Genomic DNA, 16,953 nt, shown 5'->3' on the forward strand with positions numbered 1-16,953 from the left:
GCGATTTCGGCGGTAGCGTCGGGAGTGCGGGCCGCGTAGGTGTGGTTCGTACGGGAGGTCCTGATCGTGACTGAGCAACTCAGTGCGAGGGGGCCGGTACCCGGCCCTCGGGTCGTACGACCCCAAGGCTGACCGGCCCAGCGAGAACGCTCGCGCGGTGCCGCGCGAGTGGCAAAGGAGCCCACCGTGACTGATGCACGCTCCGCTACCGCTCCCACCGGGGACGCAGGCTCTGACCAGGGCCGGACGTCCAAAAAAACGGGAGTTCGCGCCTCGCAGTCGTCCGATTCCGGACCGAAAACCTTCGTAGTCGACACGTCGGTGCTGCTGTCCGATCCTTGGGCGCTGACCCGATTCGGCGAGCACCACGTGGTGTTGCCGCTGGTCGTGATCAGTGAACTCGAGGCCAAACGCCATCACCACGAACTCGGCTGGTTCGCTCGCGAGGCACTGCGCATGCTGGACGACATGCGTCTGGCACACGGTCGGCTCGATCAGCGGGTGTCGGTCGGCACCCAGGGCGGGACACTCCAGGTGGAGTTGAACCACACCGACCCGAACGTCCTCCCCGTCGGATTCCGCACGGACAGCAACGATTCCCGCATCCTGGCCTGCGCGCTCAACCTGGCCGCCGAGGGGCAGCGGGTCGTGCTGGTGTCCAAGGACATTCCGCTGCGGGTCAAGGCCAGCTCGGTGGGCCTGCAGGCCGACGAGTATCACGCCCAGGACGTCGTCACCTCCGGGTGGACCGGCATGGTGGAACTCGAGGTCGCCACCCCGGTGGTCGACAAGCTCTACGCCGAGACCGTGATCGATCTCGACGAGGCGCGGGACATGCCCTGCCACACCGGAATCCGCATGCTGAGCCCGCGCGGCAGCGCGCTGGCCCGGGTGACGCCGGACAAGCGGGTGCAGCTGGTCCGCGGCGACCGGGAGGCGTTCGGGCTGCACGGCCGCTCGGCCGAGCAGCGCATCGCCTTGGACCTGCTGCTCGACGAGTCGGTCGGCATCGTCTCGCTCGGCGGCCGGGCCGGTACCGGCAAGTCGGCGCTGGCGTTGACCGCCGGTCTCGAGGCGGTGCTGGAACGCCGCTCGCATCGAAAGGTGGTGGTGTTCCGTCCGCTGTACGCGGTGGGTGGACAGGAGCTCGGCTATCTGCCGGGCTCCGAGAGCGAGAAGATGGGTCCGTGGGCGCAGGCCGTCTTCGACACCCTCGAAGGGCTGGCCAGCCCGGAGGTGATGGAGGAGGTGCAGGCGCGCGGCATGCTGGAAGTGCTGCCGCTCACCCACATTCGCGGTCGCTCGCTACACGACTCCTTCGTGATCGTGGACGAGGCGCAGTCGCTGGAACGCAATGTGCTGCTCACGGTGCTGAGCCGGCTGGGCAGCGGATCGCGGGTGGTGCTCACCCACGACGTCGCCCAGCGCGACAACCTCCGGGTCGGACGGCACGACGGCGTGGCCGCCGTGATCGAAAAGCTCAAGGGGCACCCGCTGTTCGCGCACGTGACCCTCACCCGCAGTGAGCGCTCCCCGATCGCGGCACTGGTGACGGAGATGCTGGAGGAGTTCGGACCCAACTCCTGAGGTTCGATCGGTAGGACCCGCCCGGCCGGAGAGCGACTCGCCCTCCGGCCGGGCGATCTTTGCGGCGTGTGTTTCAACCCTTCGGCGGCAGGGTAGTTTTCGGTGAAATTCCAGCTCGGCCGCATTCGGGAGGATGGAACATGCACCACTTCGCTCGACGCACGGCTGGCATCATCGCGGCGCTCGCGGTCGTCACCGCACTCGGCGCGGGATGCAATGACAAGGACAAGAACTCGGCGTCATCCACGACCACCACGGCGGCCTCGCAAACCCATACCGCCGAAACGAAGATCTCCACCCCGAACGGTGAAATCACGCTCAGCGGAGCGGTTCTCGAGAAGTACCAGCAGATGGGCGGCGCGAGCAGCCCGCTCGGCATGCCCACCGGTCCGGCCAAGGACGCGCCCGACGGCGGCTCGGTCCAGGAGTTCGACGGCGGGGCCATCTACGCCAGCTCGGCGCACGGCACCCACGTGGTGTGGGGCGAGATCCGCAAGGCCTGGGAGGAAGACGGCGGCCCGAGCGGCAAACTCGGCTACCCGACCAGCGACGAGTTCGACATCCCCGGCGGCAAGCAGAGCGATTTCAGCGGCGGCTCCATCACCTGGGTGGACAACAAGATCACTGTCACCGAGAAGTAGCGGCATCGGCTCCCCGGGCCGTCGGAAGCCCATTTCCGACCTGCCCGGGGAGCTGGTCCTCGGTCACGAAACCGGTTGTCACGAGGGTCTCCCGGATCCCATACCGGTCATAGCCGATGGCAATACCGGGCGAAGATCACCATGGTTGCCGGATTACCGTTAGGTTGTTCGGGTGCAGAACGCTTTGTCGGATCGGGACCTGCTGGAGTCGCTCGCGGGTGAGGTGGAGAAGAACCTCACGCGGCACATCGCCGTCGCCGCCGAGTGGCAGCCCCACGATTACGTGCCGTGGGACGACGGCCGCAATTTCGCCTTCCTCGGCGGAACCGATTGGGATCCGACGCAATCCGAGCTCAGCGAGGTCGCCAAGACCGCGCTCACGGTCAGCGTGCTGATCGCCGACAACCTGCCCGCCTACCACCGCGAGCTCGGCAAGTACCTGCGCACCGGTCAGTGGTGGCGCTGGGTCGGCCGTTGGACCGCGGAGGAGAACCGGCACGAGATCCTCATTCGCAACTACCTCATGGTGACCCGCGCCGTCGACCCGATCGAACTCGAGCGAATGCGCATGGCCCACATGACCGCCGGCTTCCGCCGCCCGCCCATGCGGTTGCTCGAGGTCCTCGCCGCCAGCACCTTCGAGGAGGCCGCCGCGGCCGTGCGCCACCGCACCACCGCGCGCGTGGCCGACGACGTCATCGTCTCGACCATCGCCGACCGCCTGGCCGCGGACGACGAATTGCAGACCGTCTTCTTCGCCAACCTGGTCTCGGCCGCGCTCGACCTGACCCCCGACCAGACCGTGCGCGCCATCGCCGACCGCATCGCCGACTTCCACGTGCCGACGGTCCAGCTCGCCGACGGCCGCACCAGCGACGAGGTGCTCGCCGAGGCGGGCATCTACGACCGCGCCAAGGAACCCGAACTGGTCTTCGGTCCGCTGATCGAGCAGTGGAACATCTTCACCCGCACCGACTTCGGTGAGGACGGCGAGAAGGCTCGCGCCGAACTGGCGCACCTGCGCCCCTGACCTCTCGACTCCCACGTTTTTCAGCGTGGTTCCATGCCGACGCCCGCTGCGAAACCGCCGCGGGCGTCGTGCGTTCCGCGGCGTTTCGGGAGCCCGGTGTGGGTACCGGCGGATGCGTCGGTGGTCACTGCAAGAATCGGTGTGGTGACCACCGAGACGCCCGCGAAGCCGCCGAGCTCCTCCGCCGAGAACCCGATGCCGGTGCGGACCGTCTCCATGAAGGTCGCGCAGTGGATCGACCGGCTGGGCGCGGTGTGGGTCGAGGGCCAGATCACCCAGATGAACCTCCGCCCGGGCACCCGCACCGCCTTTCTGGTGCTGCGGGATACGGCCGCGGACATGTCGCTGTCGGTGACCTGCGACCCGGACCTGCTGCGCAATGCCGCGGTGCCGCTGCAGGAGGGCAGCCGGGTCGTCGTCTACGGCAAGCTCTCGTTCTTCACCGGCCGCGGCACGGTGTCCTTGCGCGTCACCGAGATTCGCCCGGTCGGCATCGGTGAGCTGCTGGCCCGCATCGAGCGGCTCAAGGCGCTGCTGGCCGCCGAGGGCCTGTTCGATCCGCGCCTCAAACGCCCGATCCCGTTCCTGCCCAATCGGATCGGCCTCATCACCGGCCGCGCCAGCGCCGCCGAACACGATGTGGTGACCGTCGCCACCCAGCGCTGGCCCGCGGTGCGCTTCGAGATCCGCAATACCGCGGTGCAGGGTCCGACCGCGGTACCGCAGATCCTGGAGGCGATCGCCGCGCTGGACGCGAATCCCGAGGTCGACGTGATCGTGCTGGCCCGCGGCGGCGGCAGCGTGGAGGATCTGCTGCCGTTCTCCGATGAAACCCTGTGCCGGGCCATCGTTTCCGCCACCACCCCGATCGTGAGCGCCATCGGGCACGAGCCCGACAATCCGATCTCGGACTATGTCGCGGACCTGCGCGCCGCGACACCCACCGACGCCGCCAAGCGCATCGTCCCCGACGCGGCCGCCGAAACCGCCCTGCTGCAAGAGCTTCGCTCTCGCGCCGCCGCCGCGCTGCGCGGCTGGGTCGATCGCGAGTCCCGCGCCCTGGCCCAATTGCGTTCCCGCCCGGTCCTCGCCGACCCGCTCCGGCTGCTGGATCAGCGCCACGACGAGATCGAGCGGCTGCGCACGGCGGCCCAGCGCGCCATCGACCACCACCTCATGGTCGAATCGACCACCACCCGCCATCTGCGCGAAAAGCTTTCGGCGGTGGGCCCGGCCGCGACCCTGGCCCGCGGCTACGCGGTGGTCCAACGCGTCAATGGCAAGGACCGGGAAGTGGTCCGGGCCATCGAGGACTCCCCGCCCGGCACCCAGCTCCGCATCCGCGTCGCCGACGGCGCGATCACCGCCGCCGCCCTCGGCGCGCAATCCCTGGCTCCCACCCGAAAGGACGCCCCATGAGCGAGACGACCGACGACCGCGCCGAGATCGCCACCTTCGGCTACGAGCGCGCCCGCGACGAACTGGTCAATGTCGTGAAGATGCTCGAGCAGGGCGGCATGGATCTGGACGACTCCCTGGCCCTGTGGGAACGCGGCGAGGCCCTCGCCACCCGGTGTGAGCAGCATCTCGCGGGTGCGCGCAAGCGCGTGGAAGACGCCCTGGCCCACCGCGACTCACAGGAGTGAGCGAAACCCGCGGAGCTCAGCCCAAACCCGCGGAGCTCAGCCGCGCGGCAGCGGCTGGGCCTGACCCACGGCGGTCGAGAGCGTATTGAAGGCATTGGCATTGCCCGCGCCCTTGATGAGCACCCGGACATCACCGAAGTCGGTGATCCACGCCGGTTCCGAGCCCTGCTCGGCGTAGACCGTCCACTTGTGGTCGGCACGCACCTCGGATCCGGACGCCGGGCGGCCGTTCGCGTACTTCTTGGCCAGCGCGTCCGCCGACGCGTTGGACTGCGTCAGCTGCATGTACGTGCCCTCGGGCGTGATGAACCCGACGGTGCTGGTGTCGCCGCCACCGGTCCCGGTGATGGTGTCGTGGCTGCCCGAGTTCGGCGTCCACTTGTTCGGGTCCGTGTCCGGCAGGACCGGCAGGCGGATCGGAAAGGACATGAGCCGCGCGTCGTCGGTGAGCGCCGCCTTGGCGTCGAACTTCGGGATCTGGCCCTGCTTCGGGCCGCCCGTGGAGAACGAGCACTGACTGGCGATGCCCGCGATGACCAGGCAGATCAGGACCAGCGGAGCAAGAGACCAGATCAGGTCCTTGTAGTCGTTCTGACTGCGCGGCTTTTGGTACGACACGCCCCAAGTATCCATGGGCCGCAGGTGCGCACTTCCCATGGGCCGCAGGTGCGCAGATTCCATGGGCCGCAGGTGCGACCGAGCTCACGGTGTCGCGAAACGTAAGTACGTGCCGGAGGTGGGAAACCGCAATGCGACAATTCACGCAGCAGTAACCGACCAAGGAGGCTCCCGTCATGACCGCATCCAGCCGCCGAGAGGCGCCGGACCGCAACCTAGCTCTCGAGTTGGTCCGGGTCACCGAGGCCGGGGCCATGGCCGCGGGCCGGTGGGTCGGCCGGGGTGACAAGGAGGGCGGCGACGGCGCGGCCGTGGACGCCATGCGGCAGTTGGTCGCCACCGTTTCCATGCGGGGCATCGTGGTGATCGGTGAGGGCGAGAAGGACGAAGCGCCCATGCTGTACAACGGCGAGCTGGTCGGCGACGGCACCGGCGCGGAACTGGATTTCGCGGTCGACCCGATCGACGGCACCACCCTGATGTCGAAGGGCTCCCCGGGCGCGATCTCCGTGCTCGCGGTCGCCGAGCGCGGCGCCATGTTCGACCCCTCGGCCGTGTTCTACATGGAGAAGATCGCCGTCGGCCCCGACGCCGCCGATGTCATCGACCTATCCGCCCCGATCGCGGAGAACCTACGACGCGTCGCCAAGGCCAAGAACTCGTCGGTCTCCGACCTCACGGTCTGCATCCTGGACCGTCCCCGCCACGCCGAGCACATGAAGGCCGTGCGCGACGCGGGCGCCCGCATCCGCCTCATCTCCGACGGTGACGTCGCGGGCGCGATCGCCTGTGCCCGTCCGGAATCCGGCGTCGACATGCTCATCGGCATCGGCGGCACCCCCGAGGGCATCATCGCCGCGGCCGCCATGCGCTGCCTGGGCGGCGCACTGCAGGGCCGGCTCGCTCCCAAGGACGACGCCGAGAAGCAGAAGGCCATCGACGCGGGCCACGACCTCGACCGCATCCTGTCCACCACCGACCTGGTCTCCGGCGACGACGTCTTCTTCAGCGCCACCGGCGTCACCGACGGCGACCTGCTCAAGGGCGTGCGCTACTACGGCGGCGGCGCGTACACCCAGTCCATCGTCATGCGCGCCAAGTCCGGCACCGTCCGCATGATCGATGCCTACCACCGCCTGACCAAGCTCAAGGAATACGCCTCGGTGGACTTCATCGGCGACGAACACGCCACCCCGCCGCTGCCCTGATCGGCGAAAACCCTTGTGTGGCCGGGTAGTCGACCGACTGCCCGGCCACACGTGTATTCCCGGCGCGCGGTGTGCTGATTGCCTCAGGCGTGGCACCCCCACGAGGTTCGGGGTGGGCATAGGGTCGGACTTATGACCGAGACCGAATACCGGATCGAGCACGACACGATGGGCGAGGTTCGCGTCCCCGTCGACGCCCTGTGGCGAGCGCAGACGCAACGCGCCGTGGAGAACTTCCCGATCAGCGGACGGGGCCTGGAGCGCGCTCAGATTCGCGCGCTCGGCCTGTTGAAGGCGGCCGCCGCGGCCGTGAACCGCGACCTGGGTCTGCTGGACAAGGCCAAGGCGGACGCCATCATCGCCGCGGCCACCGAGATCGCCGACGGCAAGCACGACGATCAGTTCCCCATCGATGTGTTCCAGACCGGCTCCGGCACCAGCTCGAACATGAACGCCAACGAGGTGATCGCGAGCATCGCCGCGCGCGACGGCGTGACCGTGCATCCCAATGACGACGTGAACATGTCGCAGTCGTCGAACGACACCTTCCCCACCGCAACGCATCTGGCGGCCACCGAGGCCGTGGTCAAGGACCTGGTCCCGGCGCTCGACCATCTGCGGCTGGCGCTGCTGGACAAGTCCAACGAGTGGAAGTCGGTGGTCAAGTCGGGCCGCACGCACCTCATGGACGCCGTCCCGGTGACCCTGGGGCAGGAGTTCGGCGGCTACACCCGGCAGGTGAGCGCGGGCATCGAACGGCTGCTGGCCACCCTGCCGCGGGTGGGGGAGCTGGCCATCGGCGGGACCGCGGTGGGCAGCGGGCTCAACGCGCCCGCCGGATTCGGCGCGAAAGTCGTTGCGGAACTGGCGAAGGCGACCGATCTGGACCATTTGTCCGAGGCGCGTGACCATTTCGAGGCGCAGGCCGCCCGCGACGGGCTGGTGGAGCTGTCCGGTGCGCTGCGCACGGTCGCCATCAGTCTGACCAAGATTGCCAATGACATTCGCTGGATGGGCTCCGGTCCGCTCACCGGCTTGGGCGAACTGCAGCTGCCGGATCTGCAGCCCGGCTCCTCGATCATGCCCGGCAAGGTGAATCCGGTACTGCCGGAAGCGGTTACGCAGGTGGCCGCGCAGGTCATCGGCAATGACGCGGCCATCGCCTGGGGCGGTGGCAACGGGGCGTTCGAATTGAATGTCTACATTCCGATGATGGCCCGCAATGTGCTGGAATCGATTCGCCTGCTGGCCAATGTTTCTCGGTTGTTCGCCGATAAGTGCATTGTCGGTCTGGTGGCGAATGTGGATCACCTGAAACAACTTGCGGAATCCTCGCCGTCGATCGTGACACCGCTGAATTCCGCCATTGGCTACGAGGAGGCGGCGGCGGTTGCCAAGCAGGCGCTGAAGGAGAAGAAGACGATTCGGCAGACCGTCATCGACCGGGGTTTGATCGGCGACAAACTTTCCCTCGAGGAACTCGATCGACGCTTGGATGTGCTGTCGATGGCGCAGGTCGACGACAAAAAGTAGTAGGCCCCCGGTCAGGAGCCCACTTTTCCGATTTTGGATTTTCTGTGAAACGGGTCACTCATTGCCTGCGATTAGCTGAGTGTCCGCAACAGCGGATGATCCAGGAAAGGAAAGAACAATGTTGATCGGACTTGCAATCGCACTCGCAGCCCTTGGTTTCACGGGCCTCGTCGACGCCCTGGTGACACTGGGACTTATCGTTTGAACAACGCGGTCGGTGGATATGGCGGCGGAACATGCCGCCATATCCACGCCACGACCCCATCGGGCGGCTCAGTTCGCCGAGACCAATTCCGGGTAGTTCCGCAAATCGATGTCGTTCTTGGCGTTCTCGGCGTACTTCGCCATCATCTTGAAGCCGCGTGAGCGCACGAACCAATTGCGAAGGCGCAGGCCACGTGCGGTGCGCGGGGCCATGAACCGACCCGGGTTCGCATCATCGGTCTTACGCAGCAGTCGCTTCATGATCTCCTCGTAGCGTGCGAACGCCACGGTGTAATCCCCTTCGGCCACGGCCAATTCGCCGGCCATCACATAGGCCCCGACAATCGCCGAACCGGTGCCGAAGCCATTGAGCGTGTGCCCGTGCGCGGCATCGCCGATCAATGCCACCCGCCCATTGGTGAAGTGCTTCATCGAGACCTTGGCGATGGCATCGAGATAAAACCCGTCCAGGTAGGGGAGCTCCGCCAGCATGCGCGGCACCTCCCAACCCATTCCGGCGAACTTCTCGGCCACGATCCGCCGCTGCTCATCGAAATCGTCCCGCGAGTACTCGAGTTCCGGCGAGGCGAAAAGGTACATCTGCGCGGCCTTGTTGCCGCCCAACTGGGCCAGCAGTCCGGGGGTATTGCAGGTCAGCGCGTGGGCCCGGGCCCGATTTCCCTCCGGCATGTCCTGCCAGACCGACGCGCCCGCGATGGCGTAGTAGTACCCGTCGTGGGTGACGAAGTCCTTTTCCGGCCCGAACGCCAACTTCCGCACCCGCGAGTGCATGCCGTCGCAGCCGAAGACCAGATCGAAGACGCGCGCGGGCGCGTTCTCGAATTCGACGTACACCCCGTCCGCGGTTTCGCGCAGCGCGGTGACGGTGTCGCCGAAGAGGTATTCGCATCCGGCGGCGGTGTGGTTGTAGAGGATCTGGGCCAGATCGCCGCGCAGGATCTCGATGTCGCCGCCGAGGAAATCGCCGGACATGACGGCCTGTTCGGCGCCGCTCTCGTCGATCAGAACCCAGTCGGTCTTGCCGGTCTGCAGCCGCTTGATGTCGTCGAGCACGCCCATCCGCTCGAGCACGGTCATGTGGGTCTCGCCGGTGAAGTCGATGGCCTGGCCGCCGGTGCGCAGGGCCGGGGCCTTCTCGACCACGGTCACCTGGAAGCCGTAGCGGTTCAGCCAGTAGGCGAGGGCGGGTCCGGCGACGCTGGCTCCGGAGATGAGGACGGTGGTGTTGCGCATTTCGGTGGCTCCTTCGATAACTGCGTCCGTCGGACGCTGTTGATGATTATTAGAGTATGGTGGACGCAGTTTCGTGTCAACCCCGAAATCCGGAAGGATGGCGACCATGCCGGCACCGACCACCCTCGAACTGCTCTGGGGCTCCCCCGACCGCCCGCGACGGGGGCCGAAGCCCTCCCTCACGCTGGAGCGCATCGTCGGCGAGGCCATCGACCTCGCCGACGCGGAAGGACTGGCCAACCTGTCCATGGCGCGGCTGGCCGAACGGGTGGGCTGCGCCAAGATGGCGCTGTACCGCTACATCCCGGGGCGCACCGAGCTCACCGCGCTCATGCTGGACAGCGCGCTCGGTGAACCGCCGAAAATCGAGGCGGCCCAGGCCGATTCGCCGGAGCCGTGGCGCGCCTACCTGCGCCCGTGGACCGAGGCCTTCTACGAGAAGGTGCGCGCGCACCCGTGGGCCCACGAGGTGGCCACCGGCATTCGCCCCATGGGGCCCAACGAATTGGCCTGGGTGGATGCGGCTTTGACCGTGCTCGCCGAGACCGGGTTGAGCGTCGCCGAACAGTTCGACACCGTCGTCCTGCTGCTGAGCCACGCCCGCGCCATCGCCCTGCAGACCGTGGCCTCCCCGGGCGACGATCCCGCCGAGGAGCAGCTCGCCCGGGAACTCGGCGAGGTGCTCTCGGCCCAGGCCGAGCGCTTCCCGCACGCCATCGCGGCCTTCGCGGCGTCCATGGGCGGCAAGCCCGATGGTGCGGAGGGCTCCGCGCTCACCTTCGGAATCGACCGCATCCTCGACGGTCTCGGCACCCTGATGGCCGCGCGCCGCGACTCCGCGTAATTCCTTCGCCAGGACCTTGTTTCGGCCTACGCTCGGCTCATGTCCGAGCTACCCGAGCTGAAGCAGGATCCGGTCACCACGGTCCGCGAGTTCTTCGCCGCGATGGAAATGAAGATCGTCGACGAAGCCCTGGACCTGGTCGATCCGGGCATTGTCTGGAAGAACACCTCGCTCCCGGATGTCCGGGGCGTCGATCGCGTCCGCTGGGTCCTGACCCAGCTCAACAGTCCGCGCTTCGGCTTCCGCGCCGATATGCATCACATCGCGGCGGCCGAGGACGGCACCGTCCTCACCGAGCGCACCGACTACCTGCGCATGGGCCCGGTGGAGATCTCCTTCTGGGTCTGCGGCACCTTCGAATTCCGCGACGGCCGAATCTCGCTGTGGCACGACCACTTCAGCTGGGAGAACTTCCTGCGCGGCACGGTCACGGGCCTGTTCCGCGCGCTCCTGCCGCGCTGAGACCGGAGCCGAACGAACGACGGGACTCGCGCGGTGCCCATTCGCGCGAGTCCCGTGAACGAAGCCGCCGGCCGCCCGGGGAGATCCCTGGCCGACCGGCGCTGGTCGAATCTCGAGGGGTTTCAGGGGCGAAGCCCCTGAGAGTCAACGAGAGTTGTTGTTCTCAACGAGAGTTGTTGTTCACCGTGGCGATGCGGTTCGTCAGCATGGTGACGAAGGGCGCGCGGTCACGGGTTTCCTGCTCGTAGGCCAGCAGGGCGGCCAGATCCTCCACCGACAGCTGGCGCAGACGCGCGCGCAGCTGCGCGATGCTCAGGTCCGCGTAGCCGAAGCGAGTGGCCACCTCGGGTTCGGCGGCCGCGCCGTTGCCATTGTGGCCATTGGTCGCGGCGGTGGAAGCCGGTGCGGGGGCCGGGTTTTCGGTGACCTCCGGCTCGGCTGCCTCCTGCGCGGCCGATTCGGCGACTACCGGTTCGGGTGCGACCGCTTCGGGTTCGGCGGCCGGTTCGGGCTCCGCGACGGGCTCTTGGACGGCCGATTCGGCGTCCGTAAAGAGGTCGAAACGGCTCTGCCGTACCGAATCGGAGGCGAAGCTCGGCGTTTGCTCGTCGTCTTCATCCTCGTCGAAGGTGGCCCACGCGGGCTGCTCTTCCGGCTGGTTGATCAGGCGGTCGAAAACGGCGTCGCCCTTGAGAGCGAGGCTGGTCACGAACTGCTGGAGATGCATGGTGGTCTGCAGCATCTGGCTGATCGCGGTGATCGGGAAATTGATTGCGGTGGTCGGTAGCCGACGAGTTTCCTCGAGGGCATAGACGGCAGCCCCGGCGGCGACCCGGGCCAGGAACGGAGGTCGGAACATGCCCCTAGCCTGCCCGAAACGCGGTGTGATGCAAAGGCGAGCGAGCACGAAAAGTGATTGTGACCCTAGCCTCCGGCCGAATGCCCGCCGCGGCCCACACGTATTCTTGAGGCCATGTCCTCGGCAATCCCTTTGAACGTCGGAATCGTCCGGTCGGCGGCGGGTGATGCCGACGCACCCAAGCGAGTCCTGCTCGCGGAACCGCGCGGCTATTGCGCCGGTGTGGACCGGGCGGTCGAAACAGTGGAAAAGGCGCTCGAAAAGCACGGCGCCCCCATCTATGTCCGCAAGGAAATCGTGCACAACCGGCACGTGGTGGAAACGCTGCGGGAGCGCGGTGTGATCTTCGTCGACGAGACCGACGAGGTGCCCGAGGGCGCGCTCGTGGTGTTCTCGGCGCACGGCGTCTCCCCGGCGGTGCACGAGTCCGCCGCGCAGCGCAACCTGCACACCATCGACGCCACCTGCCCGCTGGTCACCAAGGTGCACCAGGAGGCCAAGCGCTTCGCGCGCGACGACTTCGACATCCTGCTCATCGGGCACGAGGGCCACGAGGAGGTCGAGGGCACCGCGGGCGAGGCGCCCGAGCACGTGCAGCTGGTGGACGGTCCGGACGCCGTGGACAACGTGACCGTGCGCGATGAGAACAAGGTGATCTGGCTCTCGCAGACCACGCTGTCGGTGGACGAGACCATGGAGACGGTCGAACGGCTGCGCCAGCGCTTCCCGAAGCTGCAGGATCCGCCCAGCGACGACATCTGCTACGCCACCTCCAACCGGCAGACCGCGGTGAAGGCCATGGCTCCCGAATGCGATCTGGTGATCGTGGTCGGGTCGCGCAACTCCTCGAATTCGGTGCGGCTGGTCGAGGTCGCGCTCAGCGCCGGTGCGCGGGCCGCGCATCTGGTGGACTTCGCGCGCGAGGTCGATACCGCGTGGCTGGAAGGGGTGCGCACGGTCGGTGTCACCTCCGGCGCGTCGGTTCCGGAGATTCTCGTGGAGGGCGTGCTGGAACTGTTGGCCGAGCACGGATTCGGTGAGGTGGTGCCGGTGACCACCGCGAACGAGACGCTGGTCTTCGCGCTGCCGCGGGAGCTGCGGGCCGCGCGGGCCTAGCGGGCCCTGCGAACACATTCGCGCCCTCCACATTCGATGTGGAGGGCGCGAATTGCTGTCCGGGTGATCTTATTTCGTGTGGAATTGCCGGATTGCCGGAAATCTACGGTGTGTAATGCTCGCGAATCGCCGGTCGTCTTTTCGAGCTCAGCGCTCGATGCGACCCGAATCGCGTTCGCGATAGCGCACATTCGGGCGGGGGTGGGGCGGCACCTCGCCGGGCTGCGGGCGACGGCGACGGCCGCCCTCCGGCTGGGCCGCGGTGCGTTCGGGGGCCGCGGGGCGTTCGGGGGCGGCGTGCCGCTCGGTGCCGCGGGCGGCGGCCTGCTCGGGGCTCTGGGCGCGACGACGGCGGCCCTCGGGCGCGGGTGCGTCGGGCTGGGCGGCGCGGCGGTCGGTCGGGACGGCCCGGCGCTCACCGGTGCGCGGACGGTCGGCGGGGACGGCACGACGCTCACCGGTAGGCGCCGCGCGGCGTTCGCCATTGGGGACCGGATCGCCGTACTGGGCGCGGCGGCGGCCACCGGCCGGGGCACTGCCGTTCTGGTCGGGATTCGGCGCGCGGCGACGGCGGCCCTCGGGCGCGCCGGGGACGCGGTCGGCGGCGGGCTGATCCGGATCCTGACTGCGACGGCGACGGCCCGTGCCGGGCTGTCGATCCGCGCCTACCCGCGGCGGTCCGGCGGCGACCCGGCCGGTGGCGCGGCGGGACGTGCGGGCGGCATCGGGCTCGGGCGTGTCGGTGGCGGTGTCCGCGGCGGGACGGAAGCGTCGTCTGGCCGGGTCCTTGGAATCGGCGGAGCGGGTGCGCTGGCCGCGGGCGGCGGCCGGGCGGGTGGTGCGGGCGCGGGGCTTGCGCGGCTCGCCGCCGGTGGCCTTGCTCTCGCGGCGGTGCAGGGCGATGCGGACCGCGCCGATGATCAGTACCAGGACGGTGGCCACGGCCATGGTGGGGAACCGATTCACCAGCGGGATGGCCAGGTTCAGCAGGATGTCCTTGAGTTTGAGACTTCCGGCGGACCCCAATAGGAGCTGGTAGCACAGCGGCACCGCGAGGAACAGCAGCAGCGGCGGCAGCACCAGCGTGGTGAACAGACCCCGGTAGCGGACCGCGAGCACGGCCAGCACACAGCCGATCACGTACAGGGTCGCGAAGGTACCGGTGAGGTCGTCACCACCGTGAGCATCGATCAGGAACCCGATGAACGTGCACGTCACGGCGATCAGTACCGCGGCTCCGGCGGGGACGCCGGGAACCGACGGCAGGATCGAACGGTGCGACGGGGGCACCTCGGTTCGCTCGCGTTGGGTAACTGCCACGTCAAGCACACTAAGGCATATCGGTGTTTCGCGAGGCAGGCGACATCACGCGGGTATGCGGAATCGCACGAACCCGGCGATAGCTATTGCGCAACTGCGCGGAGACCAAGCGGTTGCTCAGGCATCACCTCCGTCCGCTCCGAAGCGATGATCGGCTTCGCGGCCGAGTCGTTGTTCGCCGCCGGCACCGAACCGCTGTTCGCCCGCGAAGCCGACCGCGCGCGGCCATGATTCGACCGGATGGATCTCCGGCACCGGGGCGTCGGCGATGTCCAGCTCGTGGAGCTTGCGCGCGGTCACCATGACCCGCGATTCGACCGAGGCGACGGTGTGATTGAAGGCGTCGACCGCCTTGCCGAGCTGCGAGCCCAACCGGTCCAGGTGGCGGCCCGTGGTGCCGAGGCGGGTGTAGAGCTCGCGGCCCAACTGCTGTACCAGCGCCAGGTCCTCCGAGATCGCCTCCTGCCGCCAGCCCAGCGCGACCGTGCGCAGCAGGGCCATGAGTGTGGTCGGCGTCGCGAGGACCACATTGCGCCCGAAGGCGTATTCGAGCAATCCGGAGTCGGTGTTCAGCGCGGCGTCCAGGAACGGATCGCCGGGGACGAACAGGACGACGAATTCGGGGGAGGGCTCGAAGGCGGCCCAATACTCCTTGGCGGCGAGCTGATCCACGTGATTGCGCAGGTGCCGGGCGTGGCGGGCCAGGTGACCCTCGCGCTCGCGCGGGTCCTCGGTGGCGGCCGCGTCCAGGTAGGCGGTGCACGGCACCTTGGCGTCGACCACGAGCTGGCGGCCGCCGGAGAGGCGCACCACCAGATCCGGGCGCACCACGGTGTCGCCGCGGCGGGTGACCTGGGTGTCGAAATCGCAGTGCTTGGTCATACCGGCCAGCTCCACCACGCGCTCGAGCTGGATCTCGCCCCAGCGGCCGCGCACCTGGGGCGCGCGCAACGCCGCCACCAATTGGCCGGTCTGCGTGGACAACTGGTGCGAGGTGCGCTGCATGCCCGCAACCTGTTCGCGCAGGCCCGAATACGCGTTGATGCGGTTGTGCTCGACCTCCTGGATGTGCCGGTTCAAATTCCCCACCGCCTCCCGCAGCGGTTCCACCAGCGAGCCGATGGCATGCGACTGCCGACGTGCCGCATCCTCACTCGCCGCCCCGAGTGACTGCCGCAACAATCGCTCGTTGTCCCGCATGGCCGCCAATCTCGCCTCCGCCACCGCCGCCCGCTGCCCCGCCCGCGCGGCATGCCCCAGCCACCCCACGGCCAGCCCGGAAACGAACACCAAAAGCAGCGCGAACAGCATCGGTGCGGTCATGGCAGGAGATAGTGCCGTATGCCACCGACAAAGCGCCGAATACGGCACCGGTGCGGCGTCTTTGGGTGCGAAGTTCCCCTTGACGCGCCGATGCCGGGTGATTTTGTCAGGGCAATCGCCTAGCGTTCTTCGGCATGCGGATCCTGCACACCTCCGACTGGCATATCGGGCGCACCTTTCATGGTGTCGACCTGTTGGCCGATCAGGAGTGCTCGTTGCGGGCCATTGCGGAATTGGTGGGGGCCGAGGGGGTGGATGTGGTCGTGTTGCCGGGGGATGTGTACGACCGTTCCATTCCCAGTGCGGATGCGATTGCGGTGTGTAATCGGGGATTCGAGGCAATTCGGGCGGCGGGGGCCGTGATTGTCGCGACATCCGGCAATCACGACTCGCCGACTCGGTTGGGGGCGCTCGGGAGTTTCGCGGCGGCGGGCGGGTTGCATTTGCGGTGTCGGATCGCGGATGTGGCGCGGCCGGTCGTGCTCGCCGACGAGTTCGGGGATATCGCGTTCTACGGGATTCCGTATCTGGAGCCGGAGATCACCCGGGTGGAATTGGGCGTGCCGCAGGCGCGTTCGCATGCCGAGATCCTGGACGCGGCAATGGGGCGGGTGCGTGCGGATCTGGCCGAGCGGGCCGGGGTGCGCTCGGTGGTGCTCGCGCACGCGTTCGTGGTGGGCGGGGAGGCCACCGGATCCGAGCGGTCCATTTCGGTGGGCGGGGTGGAGACGGTGCCGCGGTCGGCCTTCGACGGGATCGACTATGTGGCGCTCGGGCATCTGCACTCACCGCAGACGCTGTCCGATGCGGTGCGGTATTCCGGTTCGCCGCTGCCGTATTCGTTCGGTGAGCGCTCGCATCGCAAGGCGGTCTGGATCGTCGATCTGGACGGCTCGGGTCTGGCCGAGGTGCGGCGGCACGAGCTCCCCGTGGTGCGCGGCCTGTCGCAACTCGTCGGCCCCCTCGAAGACCTCCTGGAGTCCCCGGAGCACGCCGAGGCCGAATCCCACTATGTCTCGGCCACCCTCACCGACGCGGCGCGCCCCGTGGACGCCCTGCGCCGCCTGCGCGAGCGATTCCCGCACGCCGTGCACGTGGAATGGCAGCGCCCCGAAGGCAATCCGGAACTCCGCTACCGGGAGCGGGTGCACGGCCGCCGCGACACCGAGATCGCCCAGAGCTTCCTCACCGACGTCCGCGGCACCCCCACCCCGGGCGAGATGACCTGGCTCGAACGCGCCCTCTCCGCCGCCACTCGCGAAAAGGACGCGCCAGCACGAATGTCCGCATCCGAGGACCCGCTATCCG

The 16,953-nt window shown here is 68.2% G+C and carries 15 protein-coding genes and 1 pseudogene; 11 read left to right on the plus strand and 5 right to left on the minus strand.

Annotated features, from left to right (window positions below):
- Window positions 1–186 precede the first annotated feature (186 nt).
- The 5 genes from VMT65_RS03355 (at window position 187) to VMT65_RS03375 (ending at window position 4,904) form a co-directional block, all read left to right on the plus strand.
- Complete coding sequence (locus tag VMT65_RS03355) at window positions 187–1,587, plus strand: PhoH family protein (protein ID WP_326306424.1); 1,401 nt, start codon at window positions 187–189, stop codon at window positions 1,585–1,587.
- 140 nt (window positions 1,588–1,727) lie between these two features.
- Window positions 1,728–2,228 carry an LGFP repeat-containing protein gene (locus VMT65_RS03360; RefSeq protein WP_326306425.1) on the plus strand — a complete coding sequence of 167 codons (501 nt, stop codon included), beginning with the start codon at window positions 1,728–1,730 and terminating at the stop codon, window positions 2,226–2,228.
- Window positions 2,229–2,400: 172 nt separating this feature from the next.
- On the plus strand, window positions 2,401–3,258 hold the full coding sequence (locus VMT65_RS03365; RefSeq protein WP_326306426.1) for an acyl-ACP desaturase: 858 nt from the start codon (window positions 2,401–2,403) through the stop codon (window positions 3,256–3,258).
- Window positions 3,259–3,453: 195 nt separating this feature from the next.
- Window positions 3,454–4,677: an exodeoxyribonuclease VII large subunit gene (gene xseA, locus VMT65_RS03370; protein ID WP_326307425.1), complete on the plus strand. Its 1,224-nt coding sequence runs from the start codon at window positions 3,454–3,456 to the stop codon at window positions 4,675–4,677.
- Window positions 4,674–4,904, plus strand: a complete 231-nt coding sequence (locus tag VMT65_RS03375; protein WP_326306427.1) for an exodeoxyribonuclease VII small subunit — start codon at window positions 4,674–4,676, stop codon at window positions 4,902–4,904. The genes xseA and VMT65_RS03375 overlap by 4 nt, the downstream gene beginning before the upstream one ends.
- A 36-nt stretch (window positions 4,905–4,940) precedes the next feature.
- Here the strand turns inward: VMT65_RS03375 and VMT65_RS03380 are convergent, their stop codons facing one another.
- Entirely contained in the window at window positions 4,941–5,522 is a 582-nt protein-coding gene (locus VMT65_RS03380) for a DUF4245 domain-containing protein (RefSeq protein ID WP_326306428.1), read from the minus strand.
- Window positions 5,523–5,698: 176 nt separating this feature from the next.
- On the opposite strand from VMT65_RS03380, the gene glpX reads away from it, so the two are divergent.
- Together glpX and VMT65_RS03390 are read left to right on the plus strand one after the other, a co-directional pair.
- Window positions 5,699–6,730, plus strand: coding sequence for a class II fructose-bisphosphatase (gene glpX / locus VMT65_RS03385; protein WP_326306429.1), 1,032 nt, complete (start codon window positions 5,699–5,701; stop codon window positions 6,728–6,730).
- A gap of 132 nt (window positions 6,731–6,862) precedes the next feature.
- The gene (locus tag VMT65_RS03390; RefSeq protein WP_326306430.1) at window positions 6,863–8,263 is read left to right on the plus strand and encodes a class II fumarate hydratase; all 1,401 of its coding nucleotides are present in this window, start codon (window positions 6,863–6,865) and stop codon (window positions 8,261–8,263) included.
- A 273-nt stretch (window positions 8,264–8,536) separates the two neighbouring features.
- Here the strand turns inward: VMT65_RS03390 and VMT65_RS03395 are convergent, their stop codons facing one another.
- Window positions 8,537–9,721 carry an FAD-dependent monooxygenase gene (locus VMT65_RS03395; protein ID WP_326306431.1) on the minus strand — a complete coding sequence of 395 codons (1,185 nt, stop codon included), beginning with the start codon at window positions 9,719–9,721 and terminating at the stop codon, window positions 8,537–8,539.
- A 106-nt stretch (window positions 9,722–9,827) separates the two neighbouring features.
- On the opposite strand from VMT65_RS03395, the gene VMT65_RS03400 reads away from it, so the two are divergent.
- Both VMT65_RS03400 and VMT65_RS03405 read left to right on the plus strand, forming a co-directional pair.
- Window positions 9,828–10,565 carry a TetR/AcrR family transcriptional regulator gene (locus tag VMT65_RS03400; RefSeq protein ID WP_326306432.1) on the plus strand — a complete coding sequence of 246 codons (738 nt, stop codon included), beginning with the start codon at window positions 9,828–9,830 and terminating at the stop codon, window positions 10,563–10,565.
- 39 nt (window positions 10,566–10,604) lie between these two features.
- Window positions 10,605–11,027 carry a limonene-1,2-epoxide hydrolase family protein gene (locus tag VMT65_RS03405; protein WP_326306433.1) on the plus strand — a complete coding sequence of 141 codons (423 nt, stop codon included), beginning with the start codon at window positions 10,605–10,607 and terminating at the stop codon, window positions 11,025–11,027.
- 163 nt (window positions 11,028–11,190) lie between these two features.
- Here the strand turns inward: VMT65_RS03405 and VMT65_RS03410 are convergent, their stop codons facing one another.
- Window positions 11,191–11,886, minus strand: a complete 696-nt coding sequence (locus VMT65_RS03410) for a lipid droplet-associated protein (RefSeq protein WP_326306434.1) — start codon at window positions 11,884–11,886, stop codon at window positions 11,191–11,193.
- A 114-nt stretch (window positions 11,887–12,000) separates the two neighbouring features.
- Between VMT65_RS03410 and VMT65_RS03415 the strand changes: the two genes are divergently transcribed.
- Window positions 12,001–13,002, plus strand: a complete 1,002-nt coding sequence (locus VMT65_RS03415; RefSeq protein ID WP_326306435.1) for a 4-hydroxy-3-methylbut-2-enyl diphosphate reductase — start codon at window positions 12,001–12,003, stop codon at window positions 13,000–13,002.
- 147 nt (window positions 13,003–13,149) lie between these two features.
- Here VMT65_RS03415 and VMT65_RS03420 read toward each other — a convergent pair whose 3' ends face one another.
- Together VMT65_RS03420 and VMT65_RS03425 are read right to left on the minus strand one after the other, a co-directional pair.
- Window positions 13,150–14,322, minus strand: coding sequence for a DUF6542 domain-containing protein (locus tag VMT65_RS03420; RefSeq protein ID WP_326306436.1), 1,173 nt, complete (start codon window positions 14,320–14,322; stop codon window positions 13,150–13,152).
- Between the two features lie 117 nt (window positions 14,323–14,439).
- Window positions 14,440–15,645 carry a DNA recombination protein RmuC gene (locus tag VMT65_RS03425; protein WP_326306437.1) on the minus strand — a complete coding sequence of 402 codons (1,206 nt, stop codon included), beginning with the start codon at window positions 15,643–15,645 and terminating at the stop codon, window positions 14,440–14,442.
- Window positions 15,646–15,779: 134 nt separating this feature from the next.
- Here VMT65_RS03425 and VMT65_RS03430 point away from each other — a divergent pair.
- A pseudogene (locus VMT65_RS03430) lies at window positions 15,780–16,922 on the plus strand (exonuclease SbcCD subunit D); the annotation flags it as partial.
- Window positions 16,923–16,953 lie beyond the last annotated feature (31 nt).

This window comes from Nocardia sp. CDC153 (assembly GCF_035818515.1).
GTDB lineage: Bacteria > Actinomycetota > Actinomycetes > Mycobacteriales > Mycobacteriaceae > Nocardia.

What these genes read in the sequence shown, in the direction of transcription:
- VMT65_RS03410 (WP_326306434.1), bottom strand. Translation starts at nt 11,886, where the DNA reads ATGTTCCGACCTCCGTTCCTGGCCCGGGTCGCCGCCGGGGCTGCCGTC.
- VMT65_RS03375 (WP_326306427.1), top strand. Translation starts at nt 4,674, where the DNA reads ATGAGCGAGACGACCGACGACCGCGCCGAGATCGCCACCTTCGGCTAC.
- xseA (WP_326307425.1), top strand. Translation starts at nt 3,454, where the DNA reads ATGCCGGTGCGGACCGTCTCCATGAAGGTCGCGCAGTGGATCGACCGG.
- VMT65_RS03395 (WP_326306431.1), bottom strand. Translation starts at nt 9,721, where the DNA reads ATGCGCAACACCACCGTCCTCATCTCCGGAGCCAGCGTCGCCGGACCC.
- glpX (WP_326306429.1), top strand. Translation starts at nt 5,699, where the DNA reads ATGACCGCATCCAGCCGCCGAGAGGCGCCGGACCGCAACCTAGCTCTC.
- VMT65_RS03400 (WP_326306432.1), top strand. Translation starts at nt 9,828, where the DNA reads ATGCCGGCACCGACCACCCTCGAACTGCTCTGGGGCTCCCCCGACCGC.
- VMT65_RS03405 (WP_326306433.1), top strand. Translation starts at nt 10,605, where the DNA reads ATGTCCGAGCTACCCGAGCTGAAGCAGGATCCGGTCACCACGGTCCGC.
- VMT65_RS03415 (WP_326306435.1), top strand. Translation starts at nt 12,001, where the DNA reads ATGTCCTCGGCAATCCCTTTGAACGTCGGAATCGTCCGGTCGGCGGCG.
- VMT65_RS03360 (WP_326306425.1), top strand. Translation starts at nt 1,728, where the DNA reads ATGCACCACTTCGCTCGACGCACGGCTGGCATCATCGCGGCGCTCGCG.
- VMT65_RS03425 (WP_326306437.1), bottom strand. Translation starts at nt 15,645, where the DNA reads ATGACCGCACCGATGCTGTTCGCGCTGCTTTTGGTGTTCGTTTCCGGG.
- VMT65_RS03390 (WP_326306430.1), top strand. Translation starts at nt 6,863, where the DNA reads ATGACCGAGACCGAATACCGGATCGAGCACGACACGATGGGCGAGGTT.